This window comes from Mesorhizobium loti (assembly GCF_003148495.1).
GTDB classification, from domain to species: Bacteria; Pseudomonadota; Alphaproteobacteria; order Rhizobiales; family Rhizobiaceae; genus Mesorhizobium; species Mesorhizobium loti.
In genome coordinates this window covers 319,370-341,969 of sequence record NZ_QGGH01000001.1, presented here as the reverse complement: position 1 = coordinate 341,969, position 22,600 = coordinate 319,370, and the positions used below count along the sequence as shown (strand labels likewise).

The following is a 22,600-nucleotide window of genomic DNA, read 5'->3' as shown; positions in this document are numbered from 1 at the left end:
AGAGATGGAACATTTCGGTCCTGTCAAATGGCCTGGCGGCCATCGCGTTGCAGTCATGCTCTCCTTCGATTTCGATGCCGAAACCCTCTGGCTGTCGCGGGATCCCGATAATGCGCGCCGTCCGGGGACGCTGTCGCAAGGCGTCTATGGCGCCAAAGTCGGCGTTCCGATGATCCTCGAAACCCTGGAAGATGCCGGTGTGCGGGGAACCTTCTTTGTGCCCGGATGGACGGCCGAAAGACACACCGCCCGCCTGGAGATGATCGTCGCCAGAGGCCACGAAGTCGGCCATCACGGTTACCTGCATGAATGGGTCGACCCCGACCAGCCGGAACGGGAGGAGGAAATCCTCGTCAAGGGCCAGGAAGCCCTGAAAAAGACGGTGGGGATCGTTCCAACCGGTTATCGATCGCCGGCCTGGGAGACCTCGCCGAATATGATCGGCCTCCTGAAGCGATACGGCTTTTTCTACGACAGCTCCTTCATGGACACCATCAACCCCTATCGGCATACGCTCGATGACGGGACAGATGGTCCGATCGAGCTTCCGGTTCACTGGAGCCTGGACGACGCGCCATTCGCGCTGTTTTCGGTGCGCGCGCCACGCACCATCGTCACCAACGACCATATCCTGAAGGTATGGCAGGACGAGTTCCGCGAAATCTACCGCTGGGGCGGGCTCTTTAATCTGACGATGCACCCGCAGGTCATCGGCCGGCCGTCCCGCATCGCGCTGCTCAGAGAATTCATCCAGTGGGTAAAAACCTTCCCCGGTGTCTGGTTCGCCCAGGGACATCAGGTCGCGGAGGCCTGGAGCAAGTCCGAAAAGTAATCTTTTTTCATACCTTTAGAAGGCTGCACCGAAGGAAGACGGCTTCCTCTCGAACGGAGATGTCATGAATTTTGAAGAGTACCGGTCCAGGGACGGCATAGCTCTTGCCGCACTTCTGGCCAATGGCGAGGTGAGCGCGCTGGACCTGATGCGGATCGCGATAGAGGCGGCCGAACGCGTCGATGCCCTCACCAATATGCTGTCCTACAAGGATTACGAAGGCGCCTTGGCGAAGGCTTTCCGCCATGAGGTGGTTGCCGGAAAATTCAGCGGCCTGCCGTTTCTCCTGAAGGATTCAGGCCTTGCCTCAACGGACCTGCCGACGAGTATCGGGTCTTCGCTCTTCGAGGCGACGAAGGCCCAAAGCGACGCGACCCTCGTCAAGCGGTTCCGCGAGGCGGGCTTCATCTCGTTTGCGCGCTCTACGGTGCCTGAACTTTGCATGGCGCCAACGACGGAGGCGCGCCGAAATGGCGGCCCTACCCGCAATCCTTTCGACCCGACGCGTTCGTCCGGCGGATCGTCCGGCGGCGCTGCCGTCGCCGTGGCGGCCGGCGTTGTCCCGGTGGCGCATGGCAGCGATGGCGGTGGGTCCATTCGCATTCCCGCTTCATCGTGCGGCGTTTTCGGCCTCAAGCCGTCCCGCGGCCGCGTTCCGCTGGGCCCTTTTCGTGGCGAAGGCTGGGGCGGACTTGCCTGCGATGGCGTTTTGACTCGCACAGTACGCGACACGGCACGCGCTCTTGACCTCACCGCGGGAATGGAGACCGGCGCACCCTACGCAGCTCCACCCGGCTGCAGCTTCGAAGCGAGCCTAGACGTAACTTTGGAGCGCCCCCTACGGATCGCCGTCTGGCAGGATCCATGGGGTCTGGCGATGGATGGACCTTGCCGGGAGGCCGTACGGAAATCGGCCGAGCTTTGTGCGTCGTTTGGCCATGAGATCATCGCCATCGACCCACCGGACTTCGACTATTGTGCCTTCATCGATGCCATTATCACCGTCATGGCTTCTAACGTCGCACTTTCCGTCCGTGTAAAGCTTTCGGCGTTAGGCCGCGATCCAAGACCGGACGAGCTTGAGCCAGCTATTCTGGACGGCTACTTCATCGGTGCACGCACTACGGCACCTGACTATGTCGCGGCCGTCGATAGGCTGCACGCTACCGGCCGGATGATGGCCGCGATGATCGACGGATACGATCTCGTTCTTTCCCCCACCCTTACGACCCTTCCACCGACGCTAGGGACCATTTCAACCAAAGAGGCTGATTTTCGCGGTTTCCGGCGCAAGGCTAGCGAGCTTACTCCGTTTTTGGCAGTAGCGAACGCGTCAGGCCAGCCAGCCGCAAGTCTACCACTTTGGCGGCATGAAGGTCTTCCCGTCGGCGTACAACTCATCGGTCATTTCGGCCGAGAGGACATGGTGCTGGCCCTGTCACATCAACTGGAAGGAAGCGCGCTCTGGAGCGTAGCCCAGGGATGGCCTGACTTGACTAATTTCCTATAGATAGCATCCCGGGGACAGAACAAGAGCTGTTCAGAACCTTTCGCTGTGGCGGAAAAGTGAACGCCCGGATGTTGGCTGTGAATACGTCATTTGCCTCCTGTACCGCTAGGCTGCTTTGGATAAAGGCTTGGCCACTACCGTTCTAGGGTGGAGTGGAAAGTGGGCCCGAGGTGCGCTTCTCAAAGAACACGAACGAAAGACTCTACTCGCCATTCCGATCGACGATGACGGCCTGGTCCGGCACTATTCTCTTGAGCGTTGCTCTCTCAGCCGATCGAGGCCGTCTGTGGATGAGGCGTCGTGTCGGCTATGCATAACCGGTGGACGACGATCCTTGTTTAAGAATCCAGCATGACAACTTCCCGCCACCCAAACAGCGCGAGCTGAGAATTCCATCGCCGCCGGAATGAGAACGTCGCAGCGCTGTTCGAAGCCCGTCATATCGCCGGCAACGGACCTGGCGCCTTCGAAGCCAAGAATGCTGCCGGTCTGGAGTGCTGCTTGAGGGCTTCCATGAAGACATTCGGGGTTGGCGACATAGCATCACGTCCAGCAACAACGGTGACGCGTGGGCCATCCTCTTCCGAGAGGAACTTGGCGGCGTGTAGTGCGCCCCCCCGGGCCGGACAGGATCAAGCCGCAGTTTTGACCATCTGCCGGGCTTGTTGGTCCTCGAACTGTTGTGGGCTGAGATAGCCGAGCGCTGAGTGCAATCGGCGGGTGTTGTAAGCCTCATCAATGAAGCGGGGAAGGTCCTCAGCGACGTCGGCGAAGGTTTCGTAGGCCATCGGATAGACGGCTTCGACCTTCATCGTCTTCATGAAGCTTTCCGCTTTCGCATTGTCGTAGGGATTGCCGCGCCGGCCCATTGATCCAATAAGATCGTGCTCGGCGAGAAGATTGCGGTAGAGGAGTGCGGCATATTGCGACCCTCGATCCGAGTGGTGGACGCAGCCCGGCGGTGGCTTTCGTCGTTCGATTGCCGCCTTCAATGCTGCAACAGTCAAGCGCGCATCGATCGACCGGCCGATGGCGTAACCGACGACCTTGCGTGACCAGGCATCCAAAATGACCGCGACGTAGACGAAGCCCACCGCTATCGTCACGTAGGTTATGTCGCTCAGCCAGAGCTGGTTCGGGCCGTCGGGTGTCACGTTCTTCGCCAAATTCGGGAAGATCGGCAACTCGTGATCGCTGTCCGTAGTGGCGATGAAGCGCCGCCTAATCCTGGGCTGCAGATCATGCTCGCGCATCAACCGTCTGACCTTCTTGTGGTTGACGACGATGCCGCGCTGCCGCAGCGCCGCCTGCATGCGGCGATAGCCGTAAGCTTCGAAGCTGTCGGAGATCTCACCCATCGTCTCGACGAGCGCTGAGTCATCCACGGCGGTTTCCGGCTGATCGTAGTAGGTTGATCGCGCGATCCCCATCAGCCGGCATCCTTCAGCGATGGAGACACCGCCGGGCCGGTGATTACGGATGTAGTCCCGCTTCTGGGACGTGGTGCGCTTTTCAGAGCCCCCTTTAGAAACTCGATTTCCAATGCTTGTCGGCCTACCAGTCGCTCCAGCGCTGCGATCCGCGCCTCATACGTCTGCATCGTGTCAGCCGCCGCCACGTCCTCGTCAAAGGAGCCGGCCTCGTATTTCTGGACCCAGATGCGGATCAGGTTGCGCGGCAGTTTGTGCCGCTTGGCGAGACCATGCAGCGTCTCGCCGGAGAGGTACTCCTGCACTACTTGACGTTTGAACTCGATGCTGTGCGTGCGATAAGTCACCATGGGCTTCCATCCTTCGAAAGCCCGGCTTCCAAGTCAATTCCGCTTGTTCAATCTGTCCGGCCCGGGGGGCGCACTCAGATCGGCATCCAATTTTTTGCACGCCGATCCACACCGCCGCTCACGACGATTCTATGTGCTCGACGGGCTGTTCGATCAGGACACGATCCTCGAGATCCAGGAACACTTCACCGATACGGGCGGTGCAAGCGACCATGTCTTCGGACTGTTCGCCCTGATCGGCAACCGCTTTGCGCCTCAGCTGCGCAACCTCAAGGACCGGAAATTCCACACATTCGACAAAGGCGATACATACCCGGCGCTATCGAACCACATCGGGGCACCGATCAACGCCACTCTGATTCTAGACCATCGGGACGATCTGCTCCATCTGGCGGCGTCGATCACGACGCGCGCCGTGATGCAGAAGCTGTCAGCATCCCCGAAGGGAAGTCGGCTCGCAAAGGCGCTACGGGAACTTGGCCGGATCGAGCGATCGCTGTTTATGATCGAATGGTATTCGAGCCCAGCACTGCGCCGGCGCTGTCAGGCCGGCCTCAACAAGGGCGAGGCCGCGCATAAGCTGAAGCGCGCCGTCTTCTTCCACGAGCGAGGAGAGATCCGGGACCTATCAATTGAAAGCCAAGCCTTCCGCGCATCCGGGCCCCAACCTCGTCGTCAGCGCCATCGTCCATTGGAACACGGTCTACATAGAACGGGTCGTCTTGCGCAGCATGCGTCGCCAGGTTCCGGATTATCTGCTCAGGCACATCTCGCCGCTGAGCTGGGAACACATCGATCTGACCGGCATCTACACCTGGGACAGCGAACAGCATCTGCTGGAGGGATTCCGGTCGCTGAGGCTCCCGGCTGGACTACGGCGAGCCGCTCACTTCGTTCGACCTTAGCGTACGATTTCGCACTGCTCTTGTTCTGACCCCATTTTGTCGAAGTCGCGAAAAACCTTCCCGCGCGCGGCTGAGTTGCGCCTGCCTATCCTTGGGAGCGTTGCTCAGCATTCGGGCAGGTTGACGGCGAGGCCGCCGAGGCTTGTTTCCTTGAATTTGGTGCTCATCTCAACGCCGGTCTGGCGCATCGCCTCGATGCAATTGTCGAGCGGCATGAAATGCGAGCCGTCTCCTCGAAGCGCGAGGGACGCGGCCGCCACCGCCTTGGTAGCACCGATGCCGTTGCGCTCGATGCAGGGCACCTGGACAAGCCCTGCAACTGGATCACAGGTCATGCCGAGGTGGTGTTCGAGCGCGATTTCGGCCGCGTTTTCCACTTGCTCCGGTGTGCCCCCGAGAACGGCGCATAGCCCACCGGCGGCCATTGCGGCAGCCGACCCAACCTCGCCTTGGCAGCCGGCTTCCGCGCCCGAGATCGAGGCGTTGTGCTTGATCAGCCCGCCGATTGCGGCGGCAGTCAAAAGGAACTCAGACACCCTCGCCGGGTCGGCGCCTACGCAATGGTCGAGATAATAGCGCAGCACCGCCGGAACGACGCCCGCAGCACCGTTGGTTGGCGCAGTCACTACTTTCCCGCCAGCCGCATTCTCCTCGTTCACCGCCATGGCGTAGACGCTGAGCCAGTCGGACGCGACGTGCGGCTGGGCACGATTTGAGCCGCGTTCCTGCTGGAGTTGCTCAAGGATCTTCTTGGCGCGCCGCTTGACGCGAAGGCCGCCCGGCAGTTCGCCATCAAGCGCAAGCCCACGGTCGATGCAGGCGCTCATCGTCGCCCAGATCCGTGCCACGCCCTCATCGAGGTCGCGCGGCTGGCGTACCACGAGCTCGTTGGCCCGCTTCATCGCCGCGATCGAAAGGCCAGTGTCCCTGGCCATCCGCAGCATCGACGCCGCTGTGTCGAACGGATAAGGCCAGCGTGCAACCTTGCCGGCAGGTGTCGCCTCACGTGCTTCCCGCTCTGCCGCCGTGACGACGAAGCCGCCGCCGATCGAGTAGAAGGTTTCTGCGAAATACAGACGGGTATCCGCGTCGAAAGCTTCGAAAACAAGCCCATTGGCGTGGCCGGGCAACGCCGGCCCGTAGTTGAACACAACGTCAAGACCCGGATCGAACGAAAGCGGCGGCAGATTGACAGGCCGCAGCGTCTTGGTGCGTTGCAAATCCGTGAGCCGCGATTCCGCCTCATCTGGGTCGAGGTCGGCAGGCGTATAACCGAGCAGTCCGGTCGCCACGGCACGATCCGTCGCATGGCCCTTGCCGGTAAAGGCCAATGAACCATAGAGGGTAACGCGCAAGCTGGCGGGCTTGGATGTTTCGCCACGCGCTACCGCGTGCTTGTTCAGCGATTGCAGGAAACGGACCGCTGCCGTCATCGGGCCCATCGTGTGCGAGGACGACGGACCAATGCCGATCTTGAACATGTCGAATACACTGAGAAACATCTGACTGCTCCGACCCATCAGGCTGGCGAATTAAGCGTGCATCACCAGACCGCCCTGCCGGGTGGACAGGGCACAACTCGCGAAAGATTTGGCCATTGAACTGGCGCTACTGGTAAATAGGAAAACGGCGGCAGAGGTCGCGGACTTCGGCCAGAACGTTCTCTTCGACTGCACGATTGCCCTCCTGCCCAGCCTCGGCTAGTGCATCGACCACCGACAGGATCAATGCACCGATCCGCCGGAATTCTTTTTCGCCGAAGCCACGTGTCGTGCCGGCCGAGGTGCCGAGCCGCACGCCTGACGTAACCGCCGGCTTTTCGGGATCGAACGGAATGGCGTTCTTGTTGCAGGTCAGTCCGGCGCGCTCAAGCGCCTGCTCGGCGTCACGGCCCTTGACGGCCTTGGGGCGCAGATCGACCAGCACCATGTGGCAGTCGGTGCCGCCCGAGACGATGTCGAGACCGCCCGAAATCAACGTCTCGCTCAGAGCCCGGGCGTTGGCGACCACCTGTCCGGCATAGGCCTTGAAGTCGGGTCGCAAGGCTTCGCCGAAGGCTACCGCCTTGGCGGCGATGACGTGCATCAGCGGGCCGCCTTGATTGCCCGGAAACACTGCCGAATTGAACTTCTTCGCCAGCGTCTCGTCATTGGTCAATATCATGCCGCCGCGCGGGCCACGTAGCGTCTTATGCGTCGTGGTGGTGACCACATGGGCATGCGGCAGCGGGTCTGGATAGAGGCCGGCAGCGACCAATCCGGCATAGTGCGCCATGTCGACCATAAGATAAGCCCCGACCTCGTCGGAGATTCTGCGGAAAGCCGCAAAGTCGATCGCGCGTGGATAGGCCGAGGCGCCGGCGATGATGAGCTTCGGCTTGGTTTCGAGCGCTCTCTGCTGTCCTTCGATGGCGATACCGATTTCGCGATGGCCGACATCGACCAGGCTATGCGGACAGTTAGTGTAGAAAGCGGCGAACGCGGCCTCAATGGCGGTGCTCTCGGCGATTGGCGCGTAGAGCTGCCATTCGTCCGGACCGAGGCAGAGCGCCTGCCTTTTGCCCGAAGTCGTGGTCGCGCCGATCGTTGCCGGCAGTTCGCTGCCAAAGGCTATCGAGGCAGCTCCTAGATTTTCCGGCGCGATGCCGAGGTTGAAGCGCGAAGAATCCTCGGCGTCGTAGATGACGAGGGAGGCCCCCTCGGCCGGTGAGATGCGGTGACCCATCAGCGGGTGACGTTCCTGCAGCATGGTCGTCTCCTAGACATTGAGGCGCTTATCTTCCGGATCGACGAACACCATGCCGACGATCTCGGCTGACTGGGTCTTGTCCGGCATCGGCACGTGAATGGTCTGGCCGGCCTTCGTCCGCCCGCCCTCGACGATGGCGAGTGCGGTGGAGCGTCCGAGTGCCGATGAAGATGGTGGGTCACGTCACCTCGTCATACTGGAGCGAGACGAGGTCGATGCTGCTATTTTGCATTCCCAGAGGGTCGAGACCACCCTTTTCGCGGTAGTCCGTCCACCGCGGATGAGCTATGAGAGCCTCCGCCAATTCACCCCCCCGCGAAATCATTGACCAGTGCCTGACACTGCATGGCACAATCCCAAGCTCCGTTGCAATAACTTGGCTGGCTCAGGCAACACTATGCGTTGGATTGTAGCTCTTCATCTTCTAAATGATTAGCAGCCAGTCTCGTCGGAATGTCACCGGCCAAGAGCTTCTCCTTCGACAGCAGCCCGGCGTCCGCGAGCGCCTCGAAATCCGGCAGCTGGCGCAGCGTGTCGAGCCCGAACTGCGACAGGAACGTTTTCGTCGTCACATAGGTGTAGGGCGCCCCCGGCTGCGGGCTGCGCGGCCCCGAGGCGATGAGGTCCTGCCCGCGCAGCACGGCGATCAGGTCGCGCGACACCTCCTTGCCGAAGAAGGACGACAGCTCGCCACGGGTGATCGGCTGGAAATAGGCGATACACATGAGGACAAGAGCCTCCGACTGCGACAGCTCTTTTTCGCCCTGGCCGCCTTGCTGGCCGAAGGCGGCGTGGATGACGTCGCCAAAGGCCTTTTTGGTCCGGTGCTGCCAGCCGCCGGCGACCGCGACCAGTTCATAGGGGCGGCCGGTGAGTTCGGCGCGGATGTCGTCGATGATCAGCTCGAGATTGCAATTCCTTCCCACCACCCGCGCGAGGACACTGCGTGTCACCGGTTCATTTGCCGCAAAGATCACCGCTTCGACGCGGCCCATCCATTCGCGCCAGCGCAGCTCCGGCGGCAGGTGGTCCAGTTCCGTGTCGAGCAGCACAGGCTGTTCGTTCGGCTTGCGGCGGGCGGACGCTTCGCTCATCGCTACAGCCCAAACAGTCGAAAAGCGGTGCGGCCGGACAGCTCGCGCACGGCATCCAATTGTAGTAGCCGGTCGAACAAGCGCCGCGCCGCAAAACGCGACAGGTTTTTGGTCGTCAGCGAGCCCGAAACGGCGTCTTCGTCGAGCAGTCTTTGGATCACATCGCCCGCCCCCTTTGCCCTGAGCTTCGGTGCGACGGCGATGAGCCGCTCCGCGCGACGCGACAGCTCGGCGGCCAACCGACAGGCGTCGGCCGCTGATCGAAGCAGCGCCAAGCACACCGCCCGCTCAAACCCTTTATCGCCGGGCCGAATGCGCTTGCCGCTGGCCTCGTCGCGAAAAGCCGGACCAAAGGCCTGAGCCATCAGCAGCGGCAGCGACTGCGGCCAGCGCAGGCTTTGCGCTAGCACCAGATCGGAGAGCCACCACGCAAAAAGCTCGCAGTCGGGGCGTACGGCGACGACGTGAGCGGCGAGCGCCGCGGCGGCAAACGGCGCCGGCCGCTGCAACCCCGCCAGTTTTTCGATCTCCGTGCAAAGGTCGGTGAGAGCCGCGCCGTCCCAATGGAGCCCTAGTTGGTCAGCGATCTTTTCGAGCCGATCGGAGTCGGCGATAGGCGGCTGGACGGACAACCGCCGCCAGGCGCCGAAGATCGCGCCGGCGGGACCGGGATCGGCGCCGGCCGGTCGCAGGTACCAGGCGTCGCGCAAGGCGGTCTCGTCCTCTGAACGGCCGGCGAGCCGCATGCTGGCGGTGGCACCGCGAAGCGCCAGCCGATGCCGCCAGGCCCCGGCCCAAGCAGGCTGCCCCCGGGCGAGGCTGTCGAGCGCACTCAGGGCGGCCCCGGCCTGGAAGGCGGCATCGGCATCGCTCGGCGCGCGTCCGGCTGCAAGCGCCCAGGCCGGGACGGTCGGCGGCACGTTGGGGGCCGGGCTGGCGGTCGCGGGATCGAGGCGAATCATGCCTGCGAGGATAAAGCTGCCGTGCGCTTAGTGCCACAAATTTCGCCTCAAAACGCACAGCCTGTCGTAGATGCAAAACGACCGATAATGTTGCATTATCGTTCGCCCCAAGAAATACTGAAGAGAATTCGTTGTACACTCGTACAACCGAATTCATCTTACTGGCTACGCGGCAAATTCCATGCGCCTGTCGCGTTTCACGGCAAATCTTTCTTTTATTAACCTGAGCAACCCTGTACCGTTACCAATAGTGAGTCGGAAGTGCTGGAATGCTGAATCGGGCGTTACGGGCCGACGTAGATACGCAAACGCCGTTTGGCTGAGGAATGGGGGGAACATGACGGACAGCTCGCAAACGCGGTTCGAACAAGGTACCCTGCCATGCGCAGCAGGAATGGACTGCTCCTAGAAACACCAGCAGGAGGGTAGTCAGCCGCAAAGGCAGTCGTGACCCTCTGCCTTCGGAGGACATCGGCCAGACTCTTCCTCAAAATGGAATTTCGACTATTTAAGCCGCGCTCCGTAGATAGCAAAAGAACGCCTCGTCGATAGTGGGTGTTGCGATGTAGCGGTCTATGCTCGCATCCTGCGGGAAAGGCACTACGCTGTCTGCCGTCCAGTTCTCCTCGCTACCGGCTGCTTGTCTAATCAGGAGGATATCGAGGCTCGCAAAGCCGGGCCTTGCCGCTCGATCTTCCCAGCCCTTGATCTGAACGGGGAGTTTCGCGTCGACATCACCATCTTCGTTCTTGGCGTCCCAAACGACAGCCTGGTCCGTCATGTTCGAGGGTTTGGTTTTGGACGCGACCGCAATGTCCTTCACGAAGATCGCCCGTCTATTCCAGTTCACTATTCTGATAACAAGCGTGTTTTTGTCTTTCAAATGTTCGATGACGTCGAGGGTTGGATCTTCGTCGCCGATCACGAATCTCGTTTGCTTTTTGGCCTCGCGCCACTGTCCTATCAAATAGGGCAAGCTTGCCGCTGCTGCGACGAATGCTGCCCAGCCGGACAAAGCTCCAACCCAATCTCGGCCCCGGTCCCAGGTCAGATTGTATTCAAGGCTTGCGATCAGCCAAGTTTGGCTTGTGATCGCCAAAGTCACAGCAACTCCAACTGCGACCCCAATCAACAACCAGCAGACGCGCATCAGCATCGTGTCCCCCTTCGGAAAGTGCGGCAGCATAACATGTCGCAAGGCATGGTACCCGCATGAGCGAAGAGGCGATTAAGCAATTCATCGAAGACGCGCGCGCGGTGTCGATCGAGGCGGCCGCAAAGGATTTACAGAACAGCGCTACACAGAAAGGCCAGATTCACCCCAGCCTAGTAGTCGCTCATCGCCTTTGCCAGAATTGTGATCTCGATGGGTCCAAGATATCGTCTTATGATGGGAATGGCGCCCCGGCCGGATGTCTCATCCCGTCGCATGCTGCCTAAATCAATAGCATCCTGCATGATGGGCTCTTTGGCGGGTAAGTTCTGAAATTCACTATAAGTTGTTGATTTTTTTGATGATATGGCGGAGAGAGCGGGATTCGAACCCGCGTTACGGTCTCCCGTAAACACACTTTCCAGGCGTGCGCCTTCAACCACTCGGCCACCTCTCCGTCCATGCATGTCGCGTCGGCCGGTTTCGCCGCGCGGGTTGGGGAGATGCACCTCCCTTGGGGCAAGGCGGAATTTCCGCCATCGGCGTCGCCAACCAGCAAACGCCCTTCCCCCGCACCTGAGCCGTCAAAGCAACAGGCGCGGGGCTCATCTAGTCGATCCGACGGCGAATGCCAAGCCATAACGGCAGTCTATTCGCTTTGCCGGCCACACAGTGTTTCGCAAGGCCGCCGGCGCGCCCGTTTTTGCAGCGCCGCGACCGCAATGGTGTGCAAAGGCAGGACCGCAGGCCGGCCGCCCTTGACTTCCCCCGGAGCCGCCTGTCGAGTGACAAGGCTTTGCGGGGGCATCGTGCGGACATGACATCGAGCAATGGACAGACGCCAGCCAGGCGGCCGGACAGCGGGCTGTCCTTCGTGCCGCCGGGCTGGCTCGTCTTCGTCATGGCGTGGTCGGTCTACGGCCTGATATCCACCTGGCGACTGGTGTGGGACTACAGCCTGCCGGAGGGAGTTTTCTACCTGATCTATGGCGGGCTCGCCGTCGACATCATCACCATTCTATGGGGGCTCTATCTGCTCGGCCTCGCCTTTGGCCGCTCGGCGCGCTTCCCGCGCCAGTTCACCATCTGGCAGATCGCCACCATCGTCTGGCTGCTGGCGCGGCAGGCCTATGTGCTGACGATTTCCGATTTCGTCTTTTCAGGCAAGGCGCTTACCATCACCGTTGCGGAAATCGCCATCGGGGTTCTCTGCATCTATCTGCTGCGCCGCGGGTCTGAAGCCGAGACTGTCTATGCCAAGCCAAGAACCGAAGCGCCGCCGGTTCTCGTTTCGATCGTCGCCGCCCTGCTCGGCATCGTCCTCGGCGCGGTCGTTGGCGCCCTCGCCGGCTTCTTCGCGGGCTCGATCATTGCGAATGGTACCGACATGAGCTGCTTCGAAGGCGCCTGCGGTTATTTCGCCGTGTTCATCGGCCTGGCCGGGCTGGTAGTTGGCGCCATAGGCGGCGGCATTTTCGCCGTCTGGCGCGTCCACCGGCGCAAACGCAAGCCGGCGGCTTAGTCGGGCTTCAAATTCGCGTATGGCGATTGCGAACCAGACATGCGCATTCTATCTCTCGTTTTGAAACCGGAAGGCCCTCGGGAGGAGCTTGAGGGCTGGCCGGAGGAAGGTCTCCAATGTTTCGCTTCGTTTTCCGTCTTGCCGCAATGGTCGCGCTGTCGATTTCCGTCATCATGGCGGTGCTCGACGCGACACGCACTGTGGCGGCCTCAGTGCTTGTACTGACCCCGCTCAACACCAGTTGGCTGGCCGTCTCGCCCGACACGCGGTCTGCCTTCGAGACCTTCGTTCGCGCCAAGGCCGGTCCGCTGCTGTGGGACGGCGCCATCGCCTGGGTGCTCAACCAGCCGGGCTTCGCCGTGTTCGCGGTGCTGGCCTTCCTGCTCTATGCGATCGGCTACAGGCGGCAACGGCGCACGGGACAGTTCGCGGCCACCTAAGCATCGGACCCAAAAGTGGTTGCCGGTTTTGGGAAAATCCGATGCTCAAACGAAAGAGCCACCGTCAGGCGGCTTCTTGCGTCCCACCCAGAGAGGAAAGCCGCGCATGTTCTTTCTCAGCGACATGCTGAACAAGAAGCTCAATCTGCCGAAGCCGTCCGAGGCGTTGCCGGGACGCGCCAGAGCGATCCCGACCGCCCCCAGGCACAAGGTCTTGAAAAGACCGCTGAAGGGTCCCTATCCCGAGGGGCTGGAGACGGCGATGTTCGGGCTGGGCTGCTTCTGGGGTGCGGAGCGGCTGTTCTGGCAACTCGAAGGCGTGTGGGTCACAGCGGTCGGCTATGCCGGCGGCTTCACGCCCAATCCGACCTATCAGGAAACCTGTACCGGGCTCACCGGCCATGCCGAAGTGGTGTTGGTCGTCCACGATCCCAAGATCGTCTCCTATGCCGCGCTTCTGAAGCTGTTCTGGGAAAGCCACGACCCGACGCAAGGCATGCGCCAGGGCAATGATGTCGGCACCACCTACCGCTCCGCGATCTACACATCAGGTGATGCGCAATTGCGAACGGCGAGCGCTTCGCGCGATGCCTATGAGGCCTCGCTGCGCGGTGCCGGCCACGGCAGGATCACCACCGAGATCGCGCCGGCGCCCGAATTCTACTTTGCCGAAGGCGATCACCAGCAATATCTGGCGAAGAACCCTTACGGCACTTGCAACCTCAAAGGTACCGGCGTCGCTTGCACCATTCCGGCTGCTGCCTCCGCCTGAGTCCCGTGGCGCAGGGAACAAGCAGCCGTGCGGCTTGCCCACGCCATGCTTTTCCAAAAGGTCAAAATTCCGCGTGAATTTTGTTTCGGGCCATGCCAGATTGCCCCGAGCGGGAGGGGAGTACACTCCTGGCTGACGTCGTATGCCTGCCGGAGAACCGGGCGGGTATCCGGTGCGTAACGGAAAAAATAACCGACAGGGTGTGGATCACATGAAACGTATCGTTCTCGGCCTTCTGGCCGCAACCGCAATGGTTCTTCCGGCTTTCGCCGCGGATGTCCAGCCGGCCATCCTCTATGATCTCGGCGGCAAATTCGACAAATCCTTCAACGAGGCTGCCTATCACGGCGCCGAGAAGTTCAAGACCGAGACCGGCGTCGCTTATGTCGAGTTCGAGGTGTCCAATGCCTCGCAGCGCGAGCAGGCGCTGCGCCGCTTCGCCGAGGACGGCCACAACCCGATCGTCATGGCCGGCTTCGCCTGGGAGGATGCGCTGAAGAAGGTCGCGGCCGAATATCCCGATCTCAACTTCGCCATCATCGACGACGCCGTCGACCTGCCCAATGTTCGCTCGCTGGTATTCAAGGAGAACGAAGGCTCCTATCTCGTCGGCATCCTGGCGGCGATGGCCTCGAAGTCCAAGAAAGTCAGCTTCGTCGGCGGCATGGACATCCCGCTGATCCGCAAGTTCGAATGCGGCTATGTCGGCGGCGCCAAGTCGGCCGGTGCAACCGACGTTATCCAGAACATGACCGGTGACACGCCGGCGGCGTGGAACGACCCAGCCAAGGGCGGCGAGATCGCCAAGACGCAGATCGACCAGGGCTCCGACGTGGTCTACGCGGCGGCCGGCGGCACCGGCGTCGGCGTGCTGCAGGCGGCGGCTGATGCTGGCAAGCTCGGCATCGGCGTCGATTCCAACCAGAACGGCCTGCAGCCCGGCAAAGTGCTGACCTCGATGATGAAGCGCGTCGACGTTGCCGTCTACACCGCCTTCATGGACGGCAAGAACGGCACCTTCAAGGGTGGCGTCGAGAACCTCGGCCTCAAGGAAGGCGGCGTCGACTACGCCATGGACGACAACAACAAGGCGCTGGTGACGGACGAGATGAAGGCGGCGGTCGAAAAGGCCAAGGCCGACATCATCGCCGGCAAGCTCGAAGTGCACGACTATACGGCTGACAACGCCTGCCCGTACTGAGCGGCACGGACATAAGCCAAGATCTGCAAACCGCCGGGCGCAAGCCCGGCGGTTTTGCCTTCTACCGGGTCGAGCGAAATATTCGCCACTCGCAACGGACACCATTCCGGGACAACGATGCAGCCGACGATCGAACCCATGCGGGAGCGCGATGTAGCAGCCGTCGCGCGACTGCGCCTGGCCACCTTTTTCGAGGGGACGGCAAGGACTGTCGAAGAGGATGCGGCAGGCCTTCGCCGACTGCTTGCCGGTGATGGCTTCGAGGTCGCATTCGTGGCCCGGCTCGGCGACATACCGGTCGGGACGTGCCTGCTGGTCCGCCACGAACTTGAACCAGCGCATGATCTCACGCCATGGCTGGCCGGGTTGGTTGTCGATGCCGGGTATCGAGGCGCAGGGATCGGCAGCGCGCTGGTCAGGGCGACTGAAGCCCATGCGGCTGTGCGAGGTGTTGAGACCCTCTATCTCTACGCATGGGAAGCACGTGATTTCTACGCAGCCCTTGGCTGGAACATGATTGAGATTTTTGCGCAGGACGACGAAACGATGGCTCTGATGTCGTGCCAGCCGCGAGCATGATCCCGAAAACAAAGCTCTAAAACTTGCCCGCCAGATACCCCAGCGCGAACGCCACGATCAACCCGACGGCGAGACCAAATCCGCGCCGGCCGCCAAGCGTGTGCAGGCCAATGCCGTGCGGCCGCTGTGGCAGGCTTCGGATCACGGTTGGCGACCTGGCATCGCTCAGGCCAGAGGTGCGCATCTGCGGCAGGTCGGCAATGCGCTGCGTGATCTGCTTCCAGCGCTTTTCGCCATCCGCCGGTCCGGCACGGTCGAAGACATGCATGCGTTCGGCAAGCCGCACCACGGCATCGCGGAAGGCCGGGTCGATCTCCAGATCCCGTTCTGCCCGCTCCCGGTCCTTATCGTTCATCAGGCCGAGCACATAGTCGCCGGCCCGCGCGATGCGATCGCTTTCACCGGCCATGGCGTGCACCCTCCCTTTTTCCTCACCAATGCGGCGGCTTGGTTACAGGCACGTCATCTCCTGCCTGCTCTTCAAGCGCCAGGAAGCGATCCGTCAGGGCATCGAGCTTGCGCTGCATGCGCTCGATCACCTTCCACTGCTCGGCGATCTGGCCGGACAGTTCCTCGATGGTCTTCTCCTGTTCGGCGGCGCGGATCTCCAGCGTCGTCAGCCGGTCGGCGGGCATGATCATTCAGAATCCCTAGTCTCGCATCGTCCTGCGAATTTGAGCCTCGCCATATTAGCGAATATGAAGGTCCCGGCCACGTTGGAAATTGACAAGCGCACCGGGATTTGTCGAGAGTGAACCCTGCTCCGGCCAATTGGCATGGACGGAGCGTCATGCTAGGCGTTTTGACCAAGCGATAAAAAAATAAGAGTGGGACAGGCTGCATGGCGCAAGCCGCAATCGAGCTGATCGGCATCAACAAGAGTTTTGGCGCCGTGCGCGCCAACCGCGACATCAATCTGGAGATCGCGCGCGGCACCATCCACGGCATCGTTGGCGAGAACGGGGCCGGAAAGTCGACGCTGATGTCGATCCTCTATGGCTTCTACCAGGCCGACAGCGGCGAGATCCGCGTCGGCGGCCAGCCGGCCTCGATCAAGACGCCCAATGACGCGATCGCGCTTGGTATCGGCATGGTGCATCAGCATTTCATGCTGGTCGACAATTTCTCGGTGCTGGAAAACGTCATCCTCGGCGCCGAAAGCGATGCGCTGCTGAAGAAGAGCATTGCCAAGGCGCGCTCCGAACTGGAGCGGCTTGAGCGCGAATACGGGCTGGAAGTCGATCCCGATGCGATCATCGAGGAACTGCCGGTCGGCCTGCAGCAGCGTGTGGAGATACTCAAGGCGCTCTATCGCGGCGCCGAGATCCTGATCCTCGACGAGCCGACGGGTGTGCTGACGCCTGCCGAGGCCGACCATCTGTTCCGCATCCTCAGGCAGTTAAAGGATCAAGGCAAGACGGTGGTGCTGATCACCCACAAACTGCGCGAGATCATGGCCATCACCGACACGGTGTCGGTCATGCGCCAGGGCACGATGGTGGCGACGCGCGAGACAGCCAAGACCACGGTCGAGGAACTGGCCGAGCTGATGGTCGGGCGGCGCGTGCTGCTCAGGGTCGAAAAGGGCGAGGCGGAAGCCGGCGGCGTCAAGCTCGCGGTCAAGAACCTGACGGTGAAGGACACGCGCGGCGTCACCATGGTCGACGACATCTCCTTCGATATCAGCGCCGGCGAGATCGTCGGCATCGCCGGCGTCGCCGGCAACGGCCAATCCGAACTGCTCGAGGCGATTTCCGGCATCAGGCGTGCCGTCTCCGGCTCGGTCATGCTCGACGGCAAGCCGATCGACCTGACCGGCGCCGCCGATCCGGGCGAGTTGCGCGACCGCGGCCTGGCGCACGTGCCGGAGGACCGCCACCATGTCGGGCTGGTGCTGGCCTTCGAGGAGAATGAGAATTCCATCCTTGGCTATCATGACGACCCGCGCTATTTGAAGGGGCCGTTCCTCAACATCGATGCGATCCGTAACGATGCCAAGGACAAGATCGCCAAATACGACATCCGCCCGGCGGACTGCCGGCTGAAGACCGCCAATTTCTCCGGCGGCAACCAGCAGAAGATCGTGCTTGCGCGGGAAATGGAACAAGACCCGGGTGTTCTCATCGTCGGCCAGCCGACGCGCGGCGTCGATGTCGGCGCCATCGAATTCATCCACAAGCGTCTGATCGCCATGCGCGACCAGGGCAAGGCGGTGCTGGTGGTCTCGGTCGAGCTGGATGAGATCCGATCCCTCTCAGATCGCATCCTGGTGATGTTTGCCGGCCGCATCGTCGGCGAGCGCGGCCCAGAGGCGACCGAAGGCGAGCTCGGCCTGCTGATGGCCGGCGTCGAGCAGCAGGAGGCCGCGCAATGAGCACGCCTTACGCCAAACTGCCGGCCTGGGCCGACTATGGCCTGATCCCGCTGATCAATCTGTTCGTCGCCTTCGTCGTCGCCGGCTTCGTCGTGCTTCTGGTCGGCGAGAACCCGTTGCGTGCCGCCGTCATCCTGGTCGAGGGCGCCTTCGGCAAGGGCACTGGCATTGCCTTCACCCTGTTCTATGCCACCACATTCATCTTCACCGGGCTTTCGGTCGCCGTGGCAGCGCATTGCGGCCTGTTCAACATCGGCACTGAGGGACAGGCCTACATTGCCGGCCTCGGCATCGCCATCGTCTGTCTTTCCTTCGACAGCACGCTGCCGTGGTGGCTGACCTTTCCGCTGGCCATCGTCGCTGCGGCGGTCGTGGGCGCGTTGTGGGCGCTTATTCCCGCCTATCTGCAGGCCAAGCGCGGCTCGCACATCGTCATCACCACCATCATGTTCAACTTCATCGCCGCCTCGATCATGGTCTACCTGCTGGTGGGCCCGTTGAAGCCGGCAGCATCGCAAGCGCCGCAGACGCGCAACTTCCTCGCCGGCGCGGAATTGCCGAAGCTCAATTGGATCATCGAGCTGTTCGGCGCCAAGATCCGTTCGGCGCCGCTCAACATTTCCTTTCTGCTGGCGCTGGCCATGGCCTTCCTGGTCTGGCTGCTGATCTGGCGCACCAAGCTCGGCTATGAGATGCGCACCTACGGTCACAGCCCAAAGGCGGCGCGCTATGCCGGCATTTCCGAAACCCGCATCATCATCACCGCCATGATGATCTCCGGCGCACTGGCCGGCATGATGGCGCTCAACCCGGTGATGGGCGACCAGCACAATGTCGCCATCGACTTCGTTTCCGGCGCCGGCTTCGTCGGCATCGCCGTGGCGCTGATGGGCCGCCTGCACCCGGTCGGCATCGTGCTGGCGGCGATCCTGTTTGGCATGCTCTACCAGGGCGGCGCCGAGCTTGCCTTCGAGATGCCGGCGATCAGCCGCGATATGATCGTCATCATCCAGGGTCTGGTGATCCTGTTTGCCGGCGCCCTCGAGCACATGTTCCGGCCCTACATCCAGGCGCTGTTCGCCTCGTTCAGTCCGCGATCGGTCGGCATGGAAGCGGTCAAGGGGAAGGGTGTCTGAGATGGACGTGTTCAACGCAATCGTCCAGACACTGGACTCCACCATCCGCCTCTCGGTGCCGCTGCTGCTTGCTTGCCTCGCCGGCCTCTATTCGGAGCGCGCCGGCATCTTCGACATCGGCCTCGAAGGCAAGATGCTGGTCGGCGCCTTCGCCGGTGCTGCGGCCGCTTCCGTATTCCATTCGGCCTTTCTCGGCCTCGGCATGGCCATCCTGATCTCGGTCGCCTTTGCCATGATCCACGGCTTTGCCTCGATCACCCATCGCGGCAACCAGATCGTCTCCGGCGTGGCGATCAATTTCATCGCCGCCGGCTCGACCATCATTCTGGGCCAGGCCTGGTTCCAGCAGGGTGGACGCACGCCGGCGCTGCAACCAGGCGAGCGCTTCGAGGCCATCACTCTGCCGGGTGCCGACGCCGTCCGCGACGTGCCGATCGTTGGGCCGATCTATGCCGAGCTACTGTCGGGTCACTCGATCCTGGTCTATCTCGCCTTCGCGATGGTGCCGTTCACCTGGTGGGTGCTGTTTCGCACCCGCTTCGGCCTGCGCCTGCGCGCCGTCGGCGAGAACCCGGCTGCCGTCGACACCGCCGGCATTTCCGTCGCCTGGCTGCGCTACCGGGCGCTGATCTGCACCGGCATCCTCACCGGCATTGCAGGCGCCTATCTGTCGATGGTGCAAAATGGCGGCTTCGTGAAGGACATGACCGCCGGCAAGGGCTATATCGCGCTGGCTGCGCTGATCTTCGCCAAGTGGAAACCGGTCAACGCCATGTTCGCCTGCCTGTTGTTCGGCTTCCTCGACGCGCTGTCGATCCGCCTGCAAGGCTCGCCACTGCCCATCATCGGCAAGGTGCCGGTGCAGTTCATGCAGGCGCTGCCCTACATCCTCACCGTCATCCTGCTCGCCGGCTTCATCGGCAAGGCCATTCCGCCACGCGCCGGCGGCGTGCCTTACGTCAAGGAACGCTGAGCCGCAGCAGCGGGGCGGCTTGGTGCCGGGTTTTGGACACGATCATCGGAGAGAACACCTGAATGTCGCATGATCTGTTCGAGGCCGCCAAGGCTGCCATGGCCAAGGCCTACGCACCCTATTCGAAATTTCCGGTGGGCGCTGCCTTGCGCACCGAGGACGGGCGCGTCTTTACCGGCGCCAATATCGAGGTCGCCTCCTACCCCGAAGGCTGGTGCGCCGAGACCACAGCCCTCGGCCACTACATCATGGGCGGTGGCGGCAAGATCGTGGAAATCGCCGTTCTTGCCGAGCGCATGGCGAAATGCTCGCCTTGCGGCGGCTGCCGGCAGCGACTGGCTGAATTCTGCCGGCCGGAAACAAAGCTCTATCTCTGCGACAATGCCGGTGTGGCCGAGACCGTGACCATGGGCGAGATGCTGCCCTATGGCTTCCGCGGCGACATTTTGAAATGAACAACGGGCTGAAATGAAGAGCTGGCTGCAATGACGGAAAAGGCTCTGGATCATCTCATCGAAAGACTGGACGGCTTGGCGCCGTTGACAGCGCTGGTGCTGGGTTCGGGTCTGGGCGGGCTGGTCGACCAGATCGAGCATCCGATCCGCATCCCCTATGCCGACCTGCCGGGCTTTCCCAGAAGCGGCGTCACCGGCCATACCGGCGAAGTGGTCGCGGGGCTGTTTGCCGGTGTGCCGGTGCTGATGCTGTCCGGCCGCGCCCACTACTACGAGCACGGCAACGCGGCGGCGATGCGCCCAGTGCTGGAAGTGCTTGCCGGCATCGGCATCACGAAACTGATCCTCACCAATGCCGCCGGTTCGGTCGAACCGGAGATGCCGCCGGGCTCGGTGATGCTGATATCGGACCACATCAATTTTTCGGGCACCAATCCGCTGATCGGCGAGCCCAGCGACCGCCGCTTCGTCGGCCTGACCGAGGCCTATGATGCCGACATCCGCAAGGCCATCGAACGGGCGGCGAAAGCGACCGGCACCACACTGCACAAGGGTGTCTACATGTGGTTCTCGGGGCCATGCTTCGAAACACCCGCTGAAATCCGCATGGCGCGCATCATGGGCGCCAACGCGGTCGGCATGTCGACCGTACCGGAGGTCATTCTCGCCCGTTTCCTCGGACTGCGCGTCGCCGCCTGTTCGGTCATCACCAATTTGGCGGCCGGCATGACCGGGGCTGAGCTTTCGCACCAGGAGACCAAGGACATGGCGCCGGTAGGCGGCGCGCGGCTGGCAAAGATCCTGCAGCGCGTGTTCCGCGACGGACTGCTGGAGAGCTGATGCTTCCGCAGGAAATCATCCGCCGCAAGCGCGATGGCCTCAGGCTGTCGGAGCAGGAGATCGCCGGCTTCGTCGAGGGCGTGACGTCAGGGGCCGTTTCGGATGGCCAGGTCGGCGCCTTCGCCATGGCGGTGTTCTTCAACGGCATGAATCGCGACGAGGCGGTGGCGCTGACGCTGGCGATGCGCGATTCCGGTGACGTGCTAGACTGGTCGGACCTGCCCGGCCCGGTCACCGACAAGCATTCGACCGGCGGCGTCGGCGACAATGTCTCGCTGATGCTGGCGCCGATCGTCGCCGCCTGCGGCGCTTATATACCGATGATATCGGGCCGCGGCCTTGGCCACACCGGCGGCACGCTGGACAAGATGGATGCGATCCCCGGCTACACCAGCCAGCCCGATATCGCACTGTTTCGCAAGGCGGTGCTCGAAACCGGCTGCGCCATCATCGGCCAGACCGCTGACCTCGCGCCGGCCGATCGACGGCTCTATGCGATCCGCGACGTCACCGGCACGGTCGAATCGGTGCCGCTGATCACCGCTTCGATCCTGTCGAAGAAGCTGGCGGCCGGGCTGCAATCGCTGGTGCTCGACGTCAAGGTCGGCAACGGCGCCTTCATGGAAAAATCGCGCGACGCCACCGCGCTCGCCAACAGCCTGGTCGAAATCGCCAATGGCGCCGGACTGAAGGCCTCGGCGTTGATCACCGGCATGAACGAGCCGCTGGCGTCGGCCGCCGGCAACGCCGTTGAGGTGCGCAACGCCGTCGATTTCCTCACCGGCCGGTTTCGTGACCGTCGGCTGGAGGACGTGACGCTGGCGCTGGCCGCCGAAATGCTGCAGTCGGCCGGGCTGGTGTCGTCCAATCAGGACGGCATGCGGCGCGCCACCGAGACGCTCGCCAGCGGCCGCGCCGCCGCCACCTTCGCGCGCATGGTGGCCGTGCTCGGCGGCCCGGCCGATTTCATCGAGAAGCCGGAAAAATACCTGGCCGCAGCGGCGACCGAATTTGCCGTCAAGGCGACCGCAAACGGCTTTGTCACTGGCATCGCGACCCGCGACGTCGGGCTCGCCGTGGTCGGCCTGGGAGGCGGACGCACGCGACCGGACGACAAGGTCGATCCCGCGGTCGGCATCACCAGGCTGTTGCCGGTCGGAGCCGAGGTTCGGGCTGGCGAGCCGTTGGCGCTGATCCATGCCCGCTCATTGGCCGATGCCGAGGCGGCGGCCGACGCCGTGCTTTCGGCCTATACGGTCGGCGCTTCGAAGCCGCCCGCCGACAAATCGGTCATCCGGCGGATTCTTCCGCGCGGCTAGTGCAT

General features: G+C 62.4%; 21 protein-coding genes, 1 tRNA gene and 3 pseudogenes. 14 read left to right on the top strand and 11 right to left on the bottom strand.

Translation table 11 applies throughout. From position 1 onward, the window contains the following. Window positions 1–4: 4 nt before the first annotated feature. Complete coding sequence (locus C8D77_RS01885) at window positions 5–832, top strand: polysaccharide deacetylase family protein (protein ID WP_210266351.1); 828 nt, start codon at window positions 5–7, stop codon at window positions 830–832. 64 nt (window positions 833–896) lie between these two features. After that, window positions 897–2,342 (top strand): amidase, encoded by a 1,446-nt coding sequence (locus C8D77_RS01880; RefSeq protein ID WP_109658893.1) that lies wholly within the window; start codon window positions 897–899, stop codon window positions 2,340–2,342. Between the two features lie 632 nt (window positions 2,343–2,974). On the opposite strand, the gene C8D77_RS01870 is transcribed toward C8D77_RS01880, so the two are convergent. Further along, entirely contained in the window at window positions 2,975–3,793 is an 819-nt protein-coding gene (locus tag C8D77_RS01870; RefSeq protein WP_245951679.1) for an IS3 family transposase, read from the bottom strand. Further along, a complete protein-coding gene (locus C8D77_RS01865) occupies window positions 3,772–4,122 on the bottom strand; it encodes a transposase (RefSeq protein ID WP_146211758.1) in 351 nt (116 codons plus the stop codon). Before C8D77_RS01865 ends, C8D77_RS01870 begins: the two co-directional genes overlap by 22 nt. Window positions 4,123–4,240: 118 nt before the next feature. Here C8D77_RS01865 and C8D77_RS01860 point away from each other — a divergent pair. Further along, a pseudogene (locus C8D77_RS01860) lies at window positions 4,241–5,027 on the top strand (Tn3 family transposase); the annotation flags it as partial. A gap of 104 nt (window positions 5,028–5,131) precedes the next feature. On the opposite strand, the gene C8D77_RS01855 reads toward C8D77_RS01860, so the two are convergent. The 7 genes and pseudogenes from C8D77_RS01855 to C8D77_RS01825 form a co-directional block, all read right to left on the bottom strand. After that, complete coding sequence (locus tag C8D77_RS01855) at window positions 5,132–6,529, bottom strand: L-serine ammonia-lyase (RefSeq protein WP_109658891.1); 1,398 nt, start codon at window positions 6,527–6,529, stop codon at window positions 5,132–5,134. Between the two features lie 106 nt (window positions 6,530–6,635). Next, window positions 6,636–7,490, bottom strand: a pseudogene (locus C8D77_RS01850) (serine hydroxymethyltransferase); the annotation flags it as partial. 294 nt (window positions 7,491–7,784) lie between these two features. Beyond that, window positions 7,785–7,931: pseudogene (locus tag C8D77_RS37450) on the bottom strand (hypothetical protein); the annotation flags it as partial. 239 nt (window positions 7,932–8,170) lie between these two features. Beyond that, window positions 8,171–8,869, bottom strand: a complete 699-nt coding sequence (scpB, locus tag C8D77_RS01845; RefSeq protein WP_109658889.1) for an SMC-Scp complex subunit ScpB — start codon at window positions 8,867–8,869, stop codon at window positions 8,171–8,173. A gap of 2 nt (window positions 8,870–8,871) precedes the next feature. Next, complete coding sequence (locus tag C8D77_RS01840; protein ID WP_109658888.1) at window positions 8,872–9,831, bottom strand: DUF1403 family protein; 960 nt, start codon at window positions 9,829–9,831, stop codon at window positions 8,872–8,874. 508 nt (window positions 9,832–10,339) lie between these two features. Next, the gene (locus C8D77_RS01835) at window positions 10,340–10,987 is read right to left on the bottom strand and encodes a hypothetical protein (protein WP_146211757.1); all 648 of its coding nucleotides are present in this window, start codon (window positions 10,985–10,987) and stop codon (window positions 10,340–10,342) included. A 364-nt stretch (window positions 10,988–11,351) separates the two neighbouring features. After that, window positions 11,352–11,441 (bottom strand) — tRNA-Ser (locus C8D77_RS01825). A gap of 360 nt (window positions 11,442–11,801) precedes the next feature. Here C8D77_RS01825 and C8D77_RS01820 point away from each other — a divergent pair. From C8D77_RS01820 to C8D77_RS01800, 5 genes are all read left to right on the top strand, one after another. Beyond that, complete coding sequence (locus tag C8D77_RS01820; protein ID WP_245951600.1) at window positions 11,802–12,506, top strand: hypothetical protein; 705 nt, start codon at window positions 11,802–11,804, stop codon at window positions 12,504–12,506. 116 nt (window positions 12,507–12,622) lie between these two features. Next, window positions 12,623–12,946 carry a hypothetical protein gene (locus tag C8D77_RS01815; protein WP_109658885.1) on the top strand — a complete coding sequence of 108 codons (324 nt, stop codon included), beginning with the start codon at window positions 12,623–12,625 and terminating at the stop codon, window positions 12,944–12,946. A 106-nt stretch (window positions 12,947–13,052) separates the two neighbouring features. Further along, window positions 13,053–13,718 (top strand): peptide-methionine (S)-S-oxide reductase MsrA, encoded by a 666-nt coding sequence (msrA, locus tag C8D77_RS01810; protein WP_109658884.1) that lies wholly within the window; start codon window positions 13,053–13,055, stop codon window positions 13,716–13,718. Window positions 13,719–13,929: 211 nt separating this feature from the next. Beyond that, the gene (locus C8D77_RS01805) at window positions 13,930–14,919 is read left to right on the top strand and encodes a BMP family lipoprotein (RefSeq protein ID WP_109661151.1); all 990 of its coding nucleotides are present in this window, start codon (window positions 13,930–13,932) and stop codon (window positions 14,917–14,919) included. 117 nt (window positions 14,920–15,036) lie between these two features. Beyond that, the gene (locus tag C8D77_RS01800; protein ID WP_109658883.1) at window positions 15,037–15,498 is read left to right on the top strand and encodes a GNAT family N-acetyltransferase; all 462 of its coding nucleotides are present in this window, start codon (window positions 15,037–15,039) and stop codon (window positions 15,496–15,498) included. Between the two features lie 16 nt (window positions 15,499–15,514). On the opposite strand, the gene C8D77_RS01795 is transcribed toward C8D77_RS01800, so the two are convergent. Together C8D77_RS01795 and C8D77_RS01790 are read right to left on the bottom strand one after the other, a co-directional pair. Next, window positions 15,515–15,907 carry a hypothetical protein gene (locus tag C8D77_RS01795; RefSeq protein WP_109658882.1) on the bottom strand — a complete coding sequence of 131 codons (393 nt, stop codon included), beginning with the start codon at window positions 15,905–15,907 and terminating at the stop codon, window positions 15,515–15,517. A 22-nt stretch (window positions 15,908–15,929) separates the two neighbouring features. Further along, a complete protein-coding gene (locus C8D77_RS01790; RefSeq protein WP_056595051.1) occupies window positions 15,930–16,139 on the bottom strand; it encodes a SlyX family protein in 210 nt (69 codons plus the stop codon). Between the two features lie 200 nt (window positions 16,140–16,339). Between C8D77_RS01790 and C8D77_RS01785 the strand changes: the two genes are divergently transcribed. The 6 genes from C8D77_RS01785 (at window position 16,340) to deoA (ending at window position 22,595) form a co-directional block, all read left to right on the top strand. Then, complete coding sequence (locus C8D77_RS01785; protein ID WP_109658881.1) at window positions 16,340–17,872, top strand: ABC transporter ATP-binding protein; 1,533 nt, start codon at window positions 16,340–16,342, stop codon at window positions 17,870–17,872. Beyond that, window positions 17,869–19,008 carry an ABC transporter permease gene (locus C8D77_RS01780; protein WP_109658880.1) on the top strand — a complete coding sequence of 380 codons (1,140 nt, stop codon included), beginning with the start codon at window positions 17,869–17,871 and terminating at the stop codon, window positions 19,006–19,008. The genes C8D77_RS01785 and C8D77_RS01780 overlap by 4 nt, the downstream gene beginning before the upstream one ends. 1 nt (window position 19,009) lies before the next feature. Continuing rightward, window positions 19,010–19,981, top strand: coding sequence for an ABC transporter permease (locus C8D77_RS01775; protein ID WP_109658879.1), 972 nt, complete (start codon window positions 19,010–19,012; stop codon window positions 19,979–19,981). A 62-nt stretch (window positions 19,982–20,043) separates the two neighbouring features. After that, entirely contained in the window at window positions 20,044–20,436 is a 393-nt protein-coding gene (gene cdd / locus C8D77_RS01770; RefSeq protein WP_109658878.1) for a cytidine deaminase, read from the top strand. A gap of 30 nt (window positions 20,437–20,466) precedes the next feature. Beyond that, window positions 20,467–21,276, top strand: a complete 810-nt coding sequence (locus C8D77_RS01765) for a purine-nucleoside phosphorylase (protein ID WP_109658877.1) — start codon at window positions 20,467–20,469, stop codon at window positions 21,274–21,276. After that, window positions 21,276–22,595 (top strand): thymidine phosphorylase, encoded by a 1,320-nt coding sequence (deoA, locus tag C8D77_RS01760; protein ID WP_109658876.1) that lies wholly within the window; start codon window positions 21,276–21,278, stop codon window positions 22,593–22,595. The genes C8D77_RS01765 and deoA overlap by 1 nt, the downstream gene beginning before the upstream one ends. The last annotated feature ends 5 nt before the right edge of the window (window positions 22,596–22,600 follow it).